The organism is Arthrobacter sp. TMS2-4, assembly GCF_054511075.1.
The window spans coordinates 106,219-122,568 of record NZ_JBTNDI010000006.1; the positions used below are offsets into that span (position 1 = coordinate 106,219).

Sequence of the window (16,350 nt, forward strand, 5' to 3'; positions counted from 1 at the left end):
TACGCCGGCTACATGCGGTCCCCGGACTTCGGCCAGGCCCTCGACGCCCTGCTGATGCAGGCCGTTCGGGAGTCACGGCCGTCTACTGGTAGGTGACCAGCCACGGTTTCGGATCGACGAGCGAGTACGTCTGCTCCGGCGTCAGCATCGGCTGGTCCTCGTCGTAGAAGTTCTTCCACGACGGCCACGTCCCCGCAGGAGATAGCCCCTGCAGGGCGGACCAGGTGTCGAGTTTCTGCCCTGGGGTTCCATGACCGTCGGCGTGCAGGGTCACCGCCAGTTCGCTCCGCGAGGTATCGAGCGTGGTGCGGTCGCTGATCATGTCGATACGGAACTGGTGGACCATGACCAGCTTCTGGGGCAGAACCCGGTCCCGGGTGAGATCCGCCAGCCAGGCCGTGGTGGCGTTGATCTCCGCGGCGTCGACCGTCCCGATCTGCTGGAGCGGAACCTGGCCGGGGGCGAGCCGCCACTCGGGATCGAGGGCGAGGCCGACGGTCGGTCGGGCGAGAAGTTCCTCGTACCGCCTGGCCTGTGCCAGGAAGTCGGATCGCCCGGACTGCAGGTCCAGGATCACGTACACGCCCTGTTCCTCCGCGGCGTCGATCCAGGGCCGGAGGACTTCGACGGGGGTCTCGCTCGAATAGTCGCCGTCGGCACCGGGTTCCGCGCTGGCAATCGTGGCAATCAGGTCGAGCGCCGGTATGACGGGCTCGTCGCTGAACGGCTGGTACTCGGCGGCCAGGTCCTTGACCCGGGCGATCGTCTCATCGATTCCCTGTTCACCGAGCGCTCCGAGGGACGGTCCGCTGGGGTGCCCGTACAAGGCCACCATCCGGCGGCCGGGAAAGACGGTCTGCCCACCGCCCGGCAACTGCGGGGCGGTGGCCGCGACCTGGACCCGTTGCGCGAAGACCTCCTCCGTGCCGAACGGAGCACCGACCGCCAGCACGGGACCGTCGGCGTGCCCGCGGATGGCATCGACCGCCTTGCCGGTGGAGCGTGGGTCCGGGTCCGCGACGAGTTCGACGTCGACTCCGGCAGCCCGGGCTGTCGCGAGGGGAGCCAGGGCCGAGGCTGCCGTTGCCAGCACCAGCGCATCGAGCGAGCGTCCGGCGGGCGTGAAGCGCGGGATTTCTGCTGCCGTCTCGGTGTCGACCAGTGCCGAGCCGGGGGCGGTCGTGGCCACGGGACCGGGAGTCGCCGGCGACCCCGGGTCCGACGGGGCAGGTGCTGGTGTCCGGGCGGATTCCAGCGTGAGCAGTCGCCCCTCGTCGGCGCCCAGCCCGCTGACCGAGGCGACGACGTCACCCTCAGGGACAGCGCTGGGCGTGACCGGAAGACCGAGGACGGCGTCGAAGTCGGCCGTTCCGGTGGGGCCGGCCACGAGGGCCCGCGTCCCCGTCAGGGAGGCCCAGTCCGCTGTCGGATCACCGTAGCCGACGACCGTTTCCACCCCGAGCCTGTCGAGCTCGGCGCCGACCTCCGAGCTGTTCGATCCGCCCGGCCCGACGACGAGCAGGGGGATCTTCAGACCCACTGCGGCACTCGAGGCCACGACCAGGTCGGCGTCCGTGGTGTCCAGTCCGGCCTCCGCCTGGCGGACGAACACCACCGCAGCAGGACTGGCGGCGAACAGCGCGGCGCTCATGGCGATGGATGCCTCCGGTTCACTGCCCGCCAGGACCTGCCGCATGCCGGCATCGGGGGCTGCGAGGCTCACCGAGGGAACGGTTGCCGTCGGCGACTCGGCAACGGTGGGCGTCGGTGTGGTACTCGATGTGCACCCGGTCAGGACGAGCAGTACCCCGATCGCTAGGGCGGCACTGCTGCGTGGGATACGGCGGAGGATCATGTCTGCTTTCGTCGGAGGACTTCCTTGACCCTATCCCTGCCGCCTGGGCAACGAAGCCTTCGACCGGCTCCTACAGCTGGTCCTCCAGGTGGAAGACCTCGTCGAGTCGCAGGAATCCCTCGTCCGGGCGGCCCTCGAGAGCCACGAAGAAGGGGGCCATCTCCGCCTGCCAGCGCGCATTGACCTCCGTCGCGGCCATGGCGGCCTGCGAGGCGGCGAAGTCCTCGCACTCCACGTACCCGACCAGCAGGCCGTCCGCACGCAGGAACAGGGAGTAGTTGTTCCACCCGGTGTCCTTCAGCGCGCGGGCCATATCCGGCCAGATCGCCGCGTGGCGCTGCCGGTACTCGGGGATGCGCTCAGGCCGGACCTGCAGCTGGAAGCAGACGCGCTCCATGGGTCTCCGTTCGTCATGATGGTTTGCAGGGGTGGGATGGACTAGAGCGCCACGTGGCGGTGCTCGATGCCGAGCAGTGATGCGGCGGCGCCGACGTCAGCGGCGCGATGGCCCACACACAGAGCCCAGTGGTGGCCGACGCCGGTCTGGCTCCACTCGTCGACCCAGAGCCCGGGATCTCCTCCGAAGTCGACGCGCGACGTCGTGTTCCCGATCGCCAGCAGTGGGCCCGGTGCGACGACGCCTTCGGAGGTGATGAAGACGTAGGAGCCGTCCGGGTCCTGCCCGATACCGAAGGTCGTCACGGGTCCCTGACGGACATCGAACTCCACCGACACCCCCCACCCCCGTTTGCCGTGGTAGACGCCGAGTCCGCGCAGCAGTGGCCGGGCAGCGCTGACCGCGAGGTGCGCAGGGCCGTCGTGCCCCATCTCGACGACACCGTCGAAGAAGTTCAGCGCCTGGATCTCCGTGAAGGACCCGCCTGCATTCATCGCCTGCGCCGCGAGCATCGCGATCGAGGTCCGCAGTTCGTATTCTCCCGCCATGGGAACCCCCCGTGCCGTGAGGAGGGAGGCCCCGAGGATCATGCCCGCCCCGAGGCGTTCGTGCTGCTCCCCTGCGAGCCCCCGGTGGTAGTAGGCGAGCGAGTCGAGGTCGAACTCGGCGACGAGGCGGTCAAGCCCCACCGAGACCTTCGCGCCCCAGGTGAAGTCCTCGTCGTTCACGGATTCGTGCACGGTGAACACCGTGCGTGCGAGATCCACGCGCTCCCGGGCCTCGCTCTCCGTCACCTGGCCGACGACCTCGCGTAGGTCGTCGAACTCGATCACCTCCACGTGGGAGCCGAAGGTGGTCGAGACCGTGGTGAGATCGGTGGAGACGTCCAGCATGCCCGGGTACACGTGGCCCATCAGGCCGTGGCGCGCGTGCCGGAGCCGGCCGCGCACTCCCGCAGCGTGGACCCATCGGCCGATGCGCTCCCATGCGGACTCCTGCTTCAGGTACCCGGAGACCGAGCGGAAGGGGATGCCCGCGCGCTTGAATACGTTCGCGACTTCGGGGACAGGGCACTGCCCGCAATAGGCGAGCCATTTGCCGGTGTCGAAATTCGCGTGGTCCATCGCTTCCGTGGGCTGCAGGTCGATCACGAGGACCGGGGTCTGTGACCGCTGCGCGATCGGCAGCACCATGGACGACGTCAGGTAGGTGGTGAGGAAGATGACGATCAGGTCGCAGTCGATGCGGCGCAGCGCCTCGGCAGCGGCCGCCGCCTCCCGCGCGTCGGACACGAAGCCGACGTCGGTGACGTCGGCGTCGAGCGCCTCGAAGCGGGACGTGACGTACCGCACCGATTCCTGCAACTGCGGCAGGAGGTCGGGGAACTGGGGCCAGTACGCTCCGAGGCCACCGGAGACGAGCCCGAGGCGCGTGGGACGGCGGCGGATCGGCTCGAGACCGCCCGGAAGTGCGAGGGGCGTGCCGGGTCCGGCCGCGCTGTCGGTGGTCATGGGTACTCCTCGGCTGGAGGGTCGGTATCGCACGGGAGGGCGGGGCATCCTCGTGGACACCCCGCCCGCCCCGGCGGCTAGAAGTCGTAGTCGTCGATGTTGTCCGCGTTGAACTGCGTGGGCGGGCCGACCAGCACGATCCCGCCGTCCCCGACCTCGCGCTCGCCGAGCTCGCCGGCCTCGAACGTGTCGCCGACCTCCCCGGTGATGTCGCCGTCCGCGAGGGCCTTGCCCGCGAATGCCGCGACGTAGCCGAGCTGCGCCGGATCCCAGAGAGCGAATTCGGTGACGGTCCCGTCCTTCACGAACGGCCGCATCTCGTTCGGCAGGCCGAGGCCGGTCAGCGCGACCTCGCCCTTGTACTCGGAGGTGGAGAGGTACCGGGCGGTCGCTGCGATGCCGACGGTCGTGGGCGAGATGATGCCCTTCAGATCGGGGTAGGCCTGCAGGAGCCCCTGCGCCTCCTGGAAGGACTTCGTGTCGTCGTCGTCGCCGTAGACCTTGGCCACGAGCTCGATGTCCGCGTAGTCGGGATTGGACGCCAGCTCCTCCTCCATGAACTTGATCCACTCGTTCTGGTTGGTCGCGTTGGCCGTGGCGGAGAGGATCGCGATCTCGCCCGCGCCGCCGATCTGCTCGGAGATGAGCTCGAGCTGGATCAGTGCAACCTCCTTGGCATCCACCTGGCTGACGAAGAGGTCGCGGTAGTCGGGGTTGGTGTCGGAGTCGAAGGCCACGATCTTCGCGCCTGCCGAGCGGGCCTCCTCCAGGGCGGGGCCGACGGCGTCGGGATCGTTGGCGGCAATCACGATCACGTTGGTGCCGCGCTGCGTCTCGGCGTTGATGAAGGACACCTGGCTCGACGCGCTGGCATCGAGCGGGCCGACCACCTCGGACGACGCGAAGCCGGCCTCCGAGGCGCCGTCTTCGCCGCCACCCAGCACCACGTCGGTGTAGGGATTGTTGAGCTGCTTGGGGATGAAGGTGATGGTCTGCTCGCCTTCGGACCCGCTGCCGCCCTCGCCGCCGGCGTCGGAGCCGGTGTCGCCACCGCAGGCACTGAGCACGAGCGCGGCGCTCGTTGCGAGGGCCGCGACGGCCACCCGCCGTCGCGTGGATCCGGAATGGATGAACCTCATTGTTTCTTCCTTTCGATGTGCGCTGGGAACCAGTCGCCGGGTGCAACCCCAGGGGGACGGCCTAGGGAAGTGGTGCGGTGCGGACACGCCTGGCGTGGCGGGCCTCACGGATGGCGGCGGCGATGTTCGGCGCCACCACCGAGATGATGAGCAGGGAGCCCGTGACGATGATGAGGACCACCTCGGAGACGCGGTCCAGTTTGAGCGCGTAGTTGATGGTGCCGATCAGCAGCACCCCGGCCAGGACACCGGGGATGGACCCCTTGCCACCGAAGATCGAGACCCCGCCGAGCAGCACCGCCGCGATCACCGCGAGTTCGAGACCGCTCGCGTTGTCGCTCCGGGCGCTGGAGTAGCGGAGCGTCCAGTAGATACCGGCCAGCGCGGACACCGTGCCGGTGGCCAGGTACAGCACGAACTTGGACCGGGCGACGTCGATGCCGACGAATGTTGCGGCGTCCCTGCTGTACCCGAGGGCGTAGAGCCCCCGACCGAAGGGGGTGAAATGCAGGACGACGGCGAACGCGATGATGAGGACGACGACGCCGATCATGACCGTGGGGATGCCGGTGCCGCCGATCTTCGAGGTGAAGAAGGAGGTGAGCCCCGGCGGGAAGTTCGCCACCGCATTGTCGCCGATCACCACGAGCGCGAGGCCTCGGAAGAGTGCGAGGGTCCCGATCGTCACCGCGAGGGACGGCAGCCCGAGATAGGCGATGAGCACCCCGTTGAAGGCTCCCGCGACGAGTCCCGCGAGCAGGCAGAGCACCAGGACGAGCGCGATCGGCATGCCGCCCTGCCAGAGGACGCCCATGAGGGCGCTGGTCAGCCCGGCGATGCTGGCGACCGAGAGGTCGATCTCCCCGGAGATGATCACGAGTGTCATCGGCAGCGCGATGAGGAGGGTCGGGATGATGTCGAGGAGTAGGAACCCTACCGTCACAGGCGAGGCGAACCGCGGGATCGTGAGGCACGCGAACAGCACGACGACGATGAGGACGTAGATCATGACGGCGTCGCGCCCGAGGAGGATCCGCGCGGCTCCGGTGCGCCCCTTCGGGATGGCGAGCACCTTCGAGGGGCCGGCCGTCCGCTCGGAGGCACGGTCCGGCGTCGGGTGCTTGTCCTCGGGGGTCCTGGTGCCTGGGGCGGACATGCGCCTGCCTTTCGCTGCGGTGCCGTTCTCCGGCGTGTGCCCTTCGGGCGGGGTGGCGGTCCGGGGTGTGGACCCGGGCTGGGCGTCGAGGCGGTCAGACATTGCGAGCCTCCGCGATCCGGAGTTTGCGGGCGGATCTGACACCGGCGATACGGTCGATGACGACGGCGGCGAGGATCAGGACGCCGACGATGGCCTGCTGCCAGAACTTGTCCACGCGCAGCGCCGTCAGTGCGCTCGTGATGGTGGTCAGGAGGAGTGCCCCGATCGCGGCGCCGAGCACGGTGCCGCTGCCGCCGAAGATCGCCACCCCGCCCACCACCGCGGCGGCGACGACGTCGAGCTCCAGGCCCGTTCCCGTCGTCGCTCCCACCGAGTTGAAGCGGCTGGCGTACAGGACGCCGGCGAGTCCGGCCAACAGCCCGTTCACGACGAAGGCGAGCAGGACGCGGCGGGTCACGGGGATGCCGAACAGGTGGGCGGCGTCGGGGTCGGATCCTATGGCGTACAGGTCGCGCCCCTGGCGGGTGCCGAGCATGTAGACCGCGACGATCGCGACGACGCCCACCGCGATGAGCGTGATGAGGGGGAACCCGAGGAAGGTGTCCACGGACAGGTCGCCGAACGCCTGCGGCCGGTCACCGGCGAAGTACTGGGTACCACCGGCCCAGGCGTTGTTGATGCCTCGATAGATGTAGAGCGTGCCGAGCGTGATGACGAGGGCCGGGACCTTTGCGATGGTGATGAGGAGACCGTTGAACGCCCCGAGCGCCGCGCCGAGGAGCATCCCGAGGACGAAGACCACGACGATCGGCAGATCGGGCGCGGCGGCGAACAGGCTGCCGGTCCCGAAGGCGACGAGTCCGAGGATGGACCCGACGGAGAGGTCGATGTTCCGGGTGATGATCACGAGGGTCTGACCGACAGCCAGGATCATCAGGATGGTCGCATTCAGCAGCAGATCCTTGATGCCCTGCTCGCTGAGGAACAACGGATTCAGGGCGGCGGTCACGGCGACGAGCACCACGAGGGCGAGGATCACCGGGAGCTCGCGGAGCTTCAGGAGCGAGGCGAGGACCGAGGTCCTCTCGTGTCCGGCGGCCGGGTGTGGGGGCGCGTTCCTGCTGTCGAGGCTCATCGGGAGGACCCCACGGATGCGGTGGCGGCGTGCATGACGGTTTCAGCCGTGGCGTCCGCGCGGTCGAGCCGGCCGGTGATCCGGCCCTCCCGCATGACCAACACGCGGTCGGCCATGCCGAGCACTTCGGGCAGCTCGGACGAGATCATGAGGATCGCGATGCCTCGTCCTGCCAGTTCGGAGATCAGGCGGTGCACCTCGGCCTTGGTGCCGACGTCGATGCCGCGCGTCGGCTCGTCGACGATCAGGAGCTTCGGGTCGGTGGCCAGCCACTTGGCGAGGACGACCTTCTGCTGGTTGCCGCCGGAGAGGGTGGAGACGGCGTGTTCCGGGGAACCGGCCTTCACCTGCAGCCGCTTGCCCCAGGTCGAGGCGGCCTCCCGCTCGGCGCGGCCGCTGATGATGCCGAACCGCGCCAGGGAGTGACGGAGCGTCAGGGCCGTGTTGCGCTCGACCGACAGATCCATGACGAGCCCCTGCTTGCGGCGGTCCTCCGGGACGAAGCCGATCCCGGCGTCGATGGCGGCTCGCGGGTCCTTGCCCCGCAAGGGCCTCCCGAACATCTCCACGGAGCCCGACTCGTAGCGGTCGATCCCGAACACGGCGCGCGCTACCTCGGTGCGTCCGGCTCCCACCAGGCCCGACAGTGCGACGATCTCGCCCGCCCGTACCTCGAAGCCGACGTCGTGGAAGACACCGGGCCGGGTCAGCCCCTCGACCTTCAGGACGACGTCGCCCGGCTCCGTCTCGGTCTTCGGGAACAGTGCGTCGATGTCGCGTCCCACCATCTCCCGGACGATGGCCTCGACCGACGTCGACCGCGTCTCGTGAGTCGCGATGTAGGCGCCGTCCCGCATGACCGTGATGCGGTCGCACAAACCGAAGACCTCGTCGAAGCGGTGGGAGATGAAGAGGATGCCGCTGCCGGCGTCCCGCAGCCGGCGGGCGACGGCGAACAGGCGGTCCACCTCGACGCCGCTGAGTGCCGCGGTGGGCTCGTCCATGACGAGGATGCGCGCGTCGAGGGAGATGGCCTTGGCGATCTCGATGATCTGCTGGTCGGCGATGGACAGTCCTTCGGCCACGCGGTCGGGGTCGATTGGGACGCCCAGCTGGCTGAAGAGCTCACGGGCGCGTCGCCGCATCTCGACCCGGCTGATGAGGCCGAAGCGGCCCCGCGGGTGGCGCCCGATGAAGATGTTCTCGGCGACGGTGAGGTCGGGGAAGAGCGTGGGCTCCTGGTAGATGACGGAGATTCCGGCGGCCTTGCTGTCGGCGACATTGCGGAAACTGACGTGCTGCCCGTCGACGAGGAAATCTCCGGCATCCGGGTGGTGGACCCCGGCCAGGATCTTCACAAGCGTGGACTTCCCCGCGCCGTTCTCGCCGACCAGCGCGTGGATCTCACCGGCCGCCAGGTCGATGGTCCCGTCGGCGAGCGCGACGACCGGGCCGAAGGTCTTCAGTGCCCCGCGAAGCGCCAGCACGGGAGTCCGCCCCGGTGCGGACGGGTCCGTGGCAGCACTGCCAGGGCCATCAGGTTGCGTCACTGCAACTCCTCGAGAAGAAATGAATCGTTTCAGATTCGATGTCCTCGAATAGTAGGCGCGACCCACAGGGCCGTCAACAGCCCGAGATCGGACTGTGACCCCGGCGCGGCGGGGGTCGAACCGTCAGCCGGTAGCGTGCACCCGGGCCTGCGTGCTGCGGCGCTCCACGAGCTCGGGATCGAAGATCACCTGGCGGCGGCGAGCGGCGGGCCCCTCGATCTCCTCGAGGAGCAGCTCGACGGCGGTGCGTCCCATGAGTTCGGTCGGCTTGCGGACGCTCGTCAGCGGGACCACGGTTGAGGCGGAGAAATCGATGTCGTCGTACCCGATGAGGGCGAGATCCTCGGGGATCCTGAGGCCGCGGATGAGCAGGACCGCCTGCATGACGCCGATCGCGAGGAGGTCGTTGGCGCAGAAGATGCCGTCCGGCAGCTCCTCGTGCCGGCGCCGGGCGATCCCCTCCCCGACATCCCGGCCGGCCAGGACCGTCATGGCCTCGGCTTCGAGGACCTCGAGCACGGCGCCGTCGTGCTCGGCGATCGCCTGACGGGCACCGGTCAGGCGATCGGCGACCTGGCGGTAGTCGGCCCTGGTCCCCACGAACGCGATCCGCCGCCGGCCCGCCTCGAGCAGGTGCCGGACGGCGATGTAGCCGCCGGCGACGTCGTCGACGGACACCGAGCTGCAGCGCCGCTGCGGATCCACGCGGTCCACCAGCACCACGGGCATGCCACGCTGACGCAGCGCCTCGACGCGTGGCCCCACATCCCCGACCGGCGAGATGAGCATGCCCTGCACCCGCTGCTGCTCGAAGACATCGATGTACCGGGCCTCGCGCTCGGCGTCCTGTCCGCTGTCGCCGAGCACGACGGTGCTCCCGTTCTCGGCAGCGCAGTCCTCCGCCGCACGGGCGAGGGATGCGAAGAAGGGGTTTGCCACGTCGAGCACGACCAGGCCGATGGTGCGACTCTGACCCGCCCGCAACTGCCGGGCAGCATCGTTCCGGACGAAACCGAGCTCGTCGATCGCGCCCTGCACCCGCTCGCGGGTCACCGGCGACACGCGTGAGGGATGGTTGAGCACGTTCGAGACCGTCCCGACCGCCACTCCTGCCCTGTCCGCGACGTCCTTGATGCTGACTGGTCGGTTGTTCATGGGGACTCCGGGCCGTCTCGGAGAGTCTGGTCCCGCAGACGGGGTGCCCACAGGACCATTGACACTCGGTCTTCAGCAAGGATAACTTTGAAACGTACTAATGAAACGATTCAACTACATGGCTTATCAACTCCCGTGCCCGAGCCCTTCCGCGCGGGCACTCGATCCCAAGATCATCGCCGGAGAAGTACCCGGCCCGCACGCTGGAGAAAGTACATGACTGTCATCGACGACATCGCAGCAGAGTTGGACCGGCTCGCCATCGAGGTACCGTCCTGGGCCTACGGCAATTCCGGAACCCGGTTCAAGGTCTTCGCAACCCCCGGGACCCCCCGCACGGTCCAGGAGAAGATCGCGGACGCCGGCATGGTCAACAAGCTGACCGGCCTCGCCCCGAGCGTCGCCCTCCACATCCCGTGGGACCGGGTGGACGACTACGGGAACCTGGCGTCCTTCGCGGGAGAGCACGGCGTGAAGCTCGGCACCATCAACAGCAACACGTTCCAGGACGACGACTACAAGTTCGGCAGCCTCACGCACAGCGACGCCGCGGTGCGGAACAAGGCGATCGATCACATGTACGAGTGCATCGAGGTCATGAACGTCACCGGCTCACGGGATCTCAAGATCTGGCTCGCGGACGGATCCAACTATCCCGGGCAGGCGGACATGCGATCCCGCCAGGACTGGCTGCAGGACTCCCTGCGGAAGGTCTACGACCGCCTCGGCGAGGACCAGCGCCTGGTCCTGGAGTACAAGTTCTTCGAGCCGGCGTTCTACCACACGGATGTCCCCGACTGGGGTACCTCCTACGCCCACTGCCTGCAGCTCGGCGAGAAGGCCCTGGTCTGCCTCGACACCGGACACCACGCGCCCGGGACCAACATCGAGTTCATCGTCGCGCAGCTGATCCGCCTCGGGAAGCTCGGCTCCTTCGACTTCAACTCCCGTTTCTACGCGGACGACGACCTGATCGTCGGGGCGGCGGACCCGTTCCAGCTCTTCCGCATCATGGCGGAGGTGATCCGCGGAGGCGGCCTGGACCCGTCCAGCGGCATCGCGCTCATGCTCGACCAGTGCCACAACCTCGAGGAGAAGATCCCCGGGCAGATCCGCTCGGTGCTGAACGTGCAGGAGATGACGGCCCGCGCGCTGCTCATCGACCGTGCCGCACTGACCGCGGCGCAGGAGTCCGGCGACGTCCTGGCCGCGAACGCCATCCTGATGGATGCCTTCTACACGGACGTCCGGCCGGGCCTCGCGGCATGGCGCGAGTCGAAGGGGCTCCCCGCGGACCCGATGAACGCGTACCGCGACAGTGGATACCAGGACCGGATCAACGCCGAACGGCAGGGCGGCCAGCAGGCCGGATGGGGAGCATGACAGTGACGACGACGACAGGGCAGGCATCGGCCTCCACGAACGGCCCGACCGACACATCGGTCAACCCGACAGTCAGCGACCTCATCGGACGCTCCAACCGGCTCGGCGCCGACAAGCGCAACACGAACTACGCCGGCGGCAACACCTCGGCGAAGGGCACGGGCTTCGACCCGGTCACGGGCGAGGACGTCGAACTCCTCTGGGTCAAGGGCTCCGGCGGTGACCTCGGGACGCTGAAGGAGTCCGGGCTCGCCGTGCTTCGCCTGGACCGGATGCAGGCCCTGCGCTCCGTGTACCCGGGGGTGGAGCGCGAGGACGAGATGGTCGCGGCCTTCGACTACACGCTGCACGGCAAGGGCGGCGCCGCGCCGTCCATCGATACCGCCATGCACGGGCTCGTCGATGCCGCTCATGTGGACCATCTGCACCCCGACTCCGGCATCGCGATCGCGACGGCGACCGACGGCGAGGCACTGACCTCCACGATCTTCGGGTCGAGGGTCGTGTGGGTGCCCTGGCGCCGGCCCGGCTTCCAGCTCGGACTCGACATCGCGGCCATCAAGGAGGCCAACCCGCAGGCCATCGGCACCATCCTCGGTGGGCACGGTATCACCGCCTGGGGCGACACCTCCGCGGAGGCCGAGGCCAACTCGCTGGAGATCATCGAGACCGCCGAACGCTACATCGCCGAGCACGGCCGGGCCGAGCCCTTCGGTCCCGCCCTTAAAGGCTACGCGGCCCTGCCGGAGGAGGAGCGCCGGGCCAAGGCCGCAGCGCTGGCCCCGACCATCCGCGGGCTCGCCTCCACCGACAGGGCGCAGGTTGGCCACTTCACCGACGACCCCCGCGTCCTGGACTTCCTCGCGTCGGCGAACCACCCCCGCCTCGGTGCGCTCGGGACGAGCTGCCCGGACCACTTCCTGCGCACCAAGGTCAAGCCGCTGATCCTCGACCTCCCGGCGGATGCCGACGTGGAGAGCTGCCTGCTGCGCCTCCGGGAACTGCACGCCGAGTACCGGGCGGACTACGCCGCGTACTACGACCGCCACGCCACGGCCGATTCGCCTGCGATGCGCGGCGCGGACCCCGCGATCGTGCTGGTGCCCGGCGTCGGCATGTTCTCCTTCGGAGCCAACAAGCAGACCGCCCGCGTCGCCGGGGAGTTCTACCTGAACGCGATCAACGTGATGCGCGGTGCCGAGGCCATCTCGACCTACTCCCCCATCGAGGAGAGCGAGAAGTTCCGCATCGAGTACTGGGCACTCGAGGAGGCCAAGCTCGCGCGGATGCCGAAGCCCAAGTCCCACGCCGGACGCATCGCCCTGGTCACAGGTGCTGCGTCGGGGATCGGCAAGGCCATCGCCACGCGCCTTGCCGCCGAAGGCGCCTGCGTGGTCATCGCGGACCTGAATATCGAGAGCGCGAGCACGGTCGCCGAGGAGCTCGGTGGCCCCGACGTCGCCATCGGCGTGCGGGCCGACGTCACCGACCCTGCCCAGGTGCAGGAGGCCGTGAAGGCGGCCGTGCTGGCCTTCGGCGGACTCGACCTCGTGGTCAACAACGCGGGCCTGTCCATCTCCAAGCCGCTCCTGGAGACCACCGAGAAGGACTGGGACCTGCAGCACAACGTCATGGCGAAGGGGTCCTTCCTCATGTCACAGGCCGCCGCGAAGGTGCTCATCGAACAGGACATGGGCGGGGACATCATCTACATCTCCTCGAAGAACTCCGTGTTCGCCGGCCCCAACAACATCGCCTACAGCGCCACGAAGGCGGACCAGGCCCATCAGGTCCGGCTCCTCGCCGCCGAGCTCGGGGGCTACGGGGTGCGCGTCAACGGCATCAACCCCGACGGTGTGGTCCGCGGCTCCGGCATCTTCGCCGGCGGCTGGGGTGCCAAACGGGCTGCGGTGTACGGCGTGGAGGAGGACAAGCTGGGCGAGTACTACGCGCAGCGGACCCTGCTCAAGCGCGAGGTGCTGCCGGAGAACGTGGCGAACGCCGTGGCGGTCCTGACCTCCGCCGAGCTCTCGCACACCACGGGACTGCACATCCCCGTCGACGCGGGCGTCGCCGCCGCGTTCCTGCGCTGACATGGCTGCTGGCTCGACGCCGGTGTTCGTGGCCGTCGACATCGGGGCGTCCTCCGGACGGGTGATCCTTGGAAAGCTCACGGACGCCGGTCCGCACCTCACCACCGTGCACCGCTTCCCCAACGGTGCGCAGTTCCTCGGGGGCGCCCTGCGCTGGGATGTCGAGGGCCTGTTCGCCGAGGTGTTGACCGGTCTGCGGTTGGCCGGTGAGGCCGCGGCGCGGACAGGTGACACCGTGGCGAGCATCGGCATCGACACGTGGGCCGTGGACTACGGGCTCGTCGACGACGCCGGCACGCTCCGCCACCTGCCCTTCAGCTACCGGGACGGGCGCACGGAGGATGCGGTCGACGTCGTGCACCGGGCCGTGCCTCCCGAGCGGCTGTACGCGCGGACCGGTCTGCAGTTCCTGCCCTTCAACACGGTCTACCAATTGGCGGCCGAGAAGTCCCTCGACGGCGTGCAGGCGCTGCTCATCCCCGACCTGCTCGCCTACCGCTTGACCGGCGAGCGCCGCACCGAGTCGACGAACGCCTCCACCACCGGGCTGCTCGACGCGACGACCGGCACCTGGGCCGCTGACCTCTTCGCTCCGCTCGGCCTGTCCCCAGATCTGTTCCCGCCGCTCATCGAACCCGGCACGGTGATCGGCCACCTGCTGCCGGCCGTCGCGTCAGCGACGGGCCTCCCGGCGGACGTCGTCGTCGTCGCCGTCGGATCGCACGACACCGCCTCCGCCGTCGCCGCGGTCCCCGCGACCTCGGGTTCCTTCGCGTACATCTCCTCGGGCACATGGTCCCTTGTGGGTGTCGAACTCGACGCCCCCATCCTCACCGAGGAGAGCCGCACCGCGAACTTCACCAACGAGCGAGGCGTCGACGGGACCATCCGCTACCTCCGCAATACCGGCGGCCTCTGGCTGCTGCAGGAGTGCCTGCGCCACTGGAGTGTCGAAGGGCCGGAGCCGGACCTCGCCGCGTTGTTGGCGGCCGCGGCGGCCCTGCCGCCCGGTGGGCCCACGGTCAACCCGGACGACCCCTCGTTCATCGCGCCCGACACCATGCCCCGGCGCCTCGTGTCCGCCGTCGCGCGCGCGGGCTCCGAGCTGTCGATCGAGCGGGCCGCGATCGTCCGCTGCATCCTCGACAGCCTGGCCGCCGGGTACGCCCGCACGATCGCCGACGCCGAGAGGCTCACCGGGACGACCGCCGAGGTCATCCACGTCGTCGGGGGCGGCTCGCAGAACGGCCTGCTCTGCCAGCTGACAGCCGACGCGACCGGACGGAACGTGCTGGCGGGCCCGGTGGAAGCCACGGCACTCGGCAACATCCTCGTGCAGGCGCGTGCAGCAGGCCACCTGGTGGGCGGGCTGTCGGAACTCCGCCGGCTCGTCGCGGCGGGAACAGTACCTGCGGTGTACGAACCGAGCCGTCCCGGTAGTTCCATCACCGTTCCCGCAGTCGAAAGGATCACCCCGTGACCAAACGCCAACTTCCGGTCCCCGCGGAAATGCTCGAGCTGATGCAGTTCAAGAAGTTCGAGCTCAACGGCAAGAAACGCCGCCTCGACTCCGCGCTCACCATCGCGGACCTGCGAACCATCGCCAAACGCCGCACCCCCAAGGCCGCCTTCGACTACACCGACGGTGCTGCGGAGGGCGAACTGTCCCTGCACCGTGCGCGGCAGGCCTTCGAGGACATCGAATTCCATCCATCGGTCCTCCGCCCCGCGGAACACGTGGACACTTCGGTGGAAATCCTCGGCGGACCGAGCGCCCTGCCCTTCGGCATCGCTCCCACCGGCTTCACCCGCCTCATGCAGACCGAGGGCGAGACGGCAGGTGCCGGCGCGGCGGCAGCCGCCGGGATTCCCTTCACGCTCTCAACCCTCGGGACCACGTCCATCGAGAACGTCAAGGCGGCCAACCCGACCGGACGCAACTGGTTCCAGCTGTACGTGATGCGGCAACGGGACATCTCCTACGAACTCGCACGCCGCGCAGGCGAAGCGGGCTTCGACACGCTCATGTTCACCGTCGACACCCCCGTTGCCGGTGCCCGCCTGCGGGACAAGCGCAATGGATTCTCCATCCCGCCGCAGCTCTCCATCGGCACCGTTCTCAACGCCGTTCCCCGCCCCTGGTGGTGGATCGACTTCCTGACCACCCCGAAGCTCGAATTCGCGTCCCTGACCGACACCGGCGGAACCGTGGGCGATCTGCTGAACGCTGCCATGGACCCCACCATCGGTTACGACGATCTCGCGGTGATCCGCGACCTCTGGCCCGGAAAGATCGTCATCAAGGGTGTCCAGAACGTCGAGGACTCCGTGCGCCTCGTCAACTTGGGCGTGGACGGAATCATCCTGTCCAACCACGGCGGCCGGCAGCTGGACCGCGCGCCCGTCCCGTTCCACCTCCTGCCGAAGGTGGTCCGCGAGGTCGGCAGCGACGCCACGGTCATGGTGGACACCGGCATTATGAACGGAGCCGACATCGTTGCGTCCATGGCCATGGGTGCGAAGTTCACCCTCATCGGCCGCGCCTACCTGTACGGGCTGATGGCCGGAGGGCGCGACGGCGTCGACAAAGCCATCGCGATCCTCCGGGACGAGATCGAACGCACCATGCGCCTGCTCGGCGTCTCCTCCATCGGCGAGCTCGAACCGCGGCACGTCACCCAACTCACACGTCTAACTCCGGTCAGCCTCGAGCAGCGGGACGCCATGGCGCCGCACTGAGGCCGACTTCGATCCCTTGGACGGCGAAGTACCTAAGCCCGATGTCAGGTCCACGATTTCATGCTTTCGATTCGGCTGCAGAGCCTGCATCCTTGACTGGATTGGTGCAGGCCTTTAGGTTGAAATCTGAGACGCAGATCACACAAGTCACGACTCTTCCCACCATCCGCTAAAGAAAGTCAATGCGGCGGCGAAATTGAAGCGCTTCAATTATTTTGAGTGTCAAGGAGGACA

Annotated in this window: 12 protein-coding genes; 4 read left to right on the forward strand and 8 right to left on the reverse strand. The window is 68.7% G+C overall.

Annotation, left to right across the window (positions count from 1 at the left end; all coding sequences use genetic code 11):
• Positions 1–82: 82 nt before the first annotated feature.
• The 8 genes from ACX80F_RS09890 to ACX80F_RS09925 form a co-directional block, all read right to left on the reverse strand.
• Positions 83–1,723, reverse strand: coding sequence for a hypothetical protein (locus tag ACX80F_RS09890; protein WP_459336215.1), 1,641 nt, complete (start codon positions 1,721–1,723; stop codon positions 83–85).
• Positions 1,724–1,925: 202 nt separating this feature from the next.
• On the reverse strand, positions 1,926–2,252 hold the full coding sequence (locus ACX80F_RS09895) for an L-rhamnose mutarotase (protein WP_459336216.1): 327 nt from the start codon (positions 2,250–2,252) through the stop codon (positions 1,926–1,928).
• Between the two features lie 41 nt (positions 2,253–2,293).
• Positions 2,294–3,763 carry an arabinose isomerase gene (locus ACX80F_RS09900; protein ID WP_459336217.1) on the reverse strand — a complete coding sequence of 490 codons (1,470 nt, stop codon included), beginning with the start codon at positions 3,761–3,763 and terminating at the stop codon, positions 2,294–2,296.
• 77 nt (positions 3,764–3,840) lie between these two features.
• Positions 3,841–4,902, reverse strand: coding sequence for a rhamnose ABC transporter substrate-binding protein (gene rhaS / locus ACX80F_RS09905; RefSeq protein ID WP_459336218.1), 1,062 nt, complete (start codon positions 4,900–4,902; stop codon positions 3,841–3,843).
• Positions 4,903–4,963: 61 nt separating this feature from the next.
• Positions 4,964–6,160 (reverse strand): ABC transporter permease, encoded by a 1,197-nt coding sequence (locus tag ACX80F_RS09910; RefSeq protein ID WP_459336219.1) that lies wholly within the window; start codon positions 6,158–6,160, stop codon positions 4,964–4,966.
• Positions 6,153–7,196 (reverse strand): ABC transporter permease, encoded by a 1,044-nt coding sequence (locus tag ACX80F_RS09915; RefSeq protein ID WP_459336220.1) that lies wholly within the window; start codon positions 7,194–7,196, stop codon positions 6,153–6,155. The genes ACX80F_RS09910 and ACX80F_RS09915 overlap by 8 nt, the downstream gene beginning before the upstream one ends.
• A complete protein-coding gene (locus ACX80F_RS09920) occupies positions 7,193–8,746 on the reverse strand; it encodes a sugar ABC transporter ATP-binding protein (protein WP_459336221.1) in 1,554 nt (517 codons plus the stop codon). Before ACX80F_RS09920 ends, ACX80F_RS09915 begins: the two co-directional genes overlap by 4 nt.
• Before the next feature lie 123 nt (positions 8,747–8,869).
• On the reverse strand, positions 8,870–9,901 hold the full coding sequence (locus ACX80F_RS09925) for a LacI family DNA-binding transcriptional regulator (RefSeq protein ID WP_459336222.1): 1,032 nt from the start codon (positions 9,899–9,901) through the stop codon (positions 8,870–8,872).
• A gap of 216 nt (positions 9,902–10,117) precedes the next feature.
• Between ACX80F_RS09925 and rhaI the strand changes: the two genes are divergently transcribed.
• The 4 genes from rhaI to ACX80F_RS09945 all read left to right on the forward strand — a co-directional run bounded on the left by rhaI (position 10,118) and on the right by ACX80F_RS09945 (position 16,116).
• Positions 10,118–11,284 (forward strand): L-rhamnose isomerase, encoded by a 1,167-nt coding sequence (gene rhaI, locus ACX80F_RS09930; protein WP_459336223.1) that lies wholly within the window; start codon positions 10,118–10,120, stop codon positions 11,282–11,284.
• A gap of 83 nt (positions 11,285–11,367) precedes the next feature.
• Complete coding sequence (locus ACX80F_RS09935) at positions 11,368–13,377, forward strand: bifunctional aldolase/short-chain dehydrogenase (protein ID WP_459336315.1); 2,010 nt, start codon at positions 11,368–11,370, stop codon at positions 13,375–13,377.
• Between the two features lies 1 nt (position 13,378).
• The gene (locus tag ACX80F_RS09940) at positions 13,379–14,857 is read left to right on the forward strand and encodes a rhamnulokinase (RefSeq protein ID WP_459336224.1); all 1,479 of its coding nucleotides are present in this window, start codon (positions 13,379–13,381) and stop codon (positions 14,855–14,857) included.
• A complete protein-coding gene (locus ACX80F_RS09945; protein ID WP_459336225.1) occupies positions 14,854–16,116 on the forward strand; it encodes an alpha-hydroxy acid oxidase in 1,263 nt (420 codons plus the stop codon). Before ACX80F_RS09940 ends, ACX80F_RS09945 begins: the two co-directional genes overlap by 4 nt.
• Positions 16,117–16,350: the final 234 nt, after the last annotated feature.

Bases quoted from the DNA above. Each gene is read 5' to 3' on its own strand.
- rhaS (WP_459336218.1), bottom strand. From the start codon at position 4,902: ATGAGGTTCATCCATTCCGGATCCACGCGACGGCGGGTGGCCGTCGCG.
- ACX80F_RS09940 (WP_459336224.1), top strand. From the start codon at position 13,379: ATGGCTGCTGGCTCGACGCCGGTGTTCGTGGCCGTCGACATCGGGGCG.
- ACX80F_RS09915 (WP_459336220.1), bottom strand. From the start codon at position 7,196: ATGAGCCTCGACAGCAGGAACGCGCCCCCACACCCGGCCGCCGGACAC.
- ACX80F_RS09900 (WP_459336217.1), bottom strand. From the start codon at position 3,763: ATGACCACCGACAGCGCGGCCGGACCCGGCACGCCCCTCGCACTTCCG.
- ACX80F_RS09925 (WP_459336222.1), bottom strand. From the start codon at position 9,901: ATGAACAACCGACCAGTCAGCATCAAGGACGTCGCGGACAGGGCAGGA.
- rhaI (WP_459336223.1), top strand. From the start codon at position 10,118: ATGACTGTCATCGACGACATCGCAGCAGAGTTGGACCGGCTCGCCATC.
- ACX80F_RS09895 (WP_459336216.1), bottom strand. From the start codon at position 2,252: ATGGAGCGCGTCTGCTTCCAGCTGCAGGTCCGGCCTGAGCGCATCCCC.
- ACX80F_RS09910 (WP_459336219.1), bottom strand. From the start codon at position 6,160: ATGTCTGACCGCCTCGACGCCCAGCCCGGGTCCACACCCCGGACCGCC.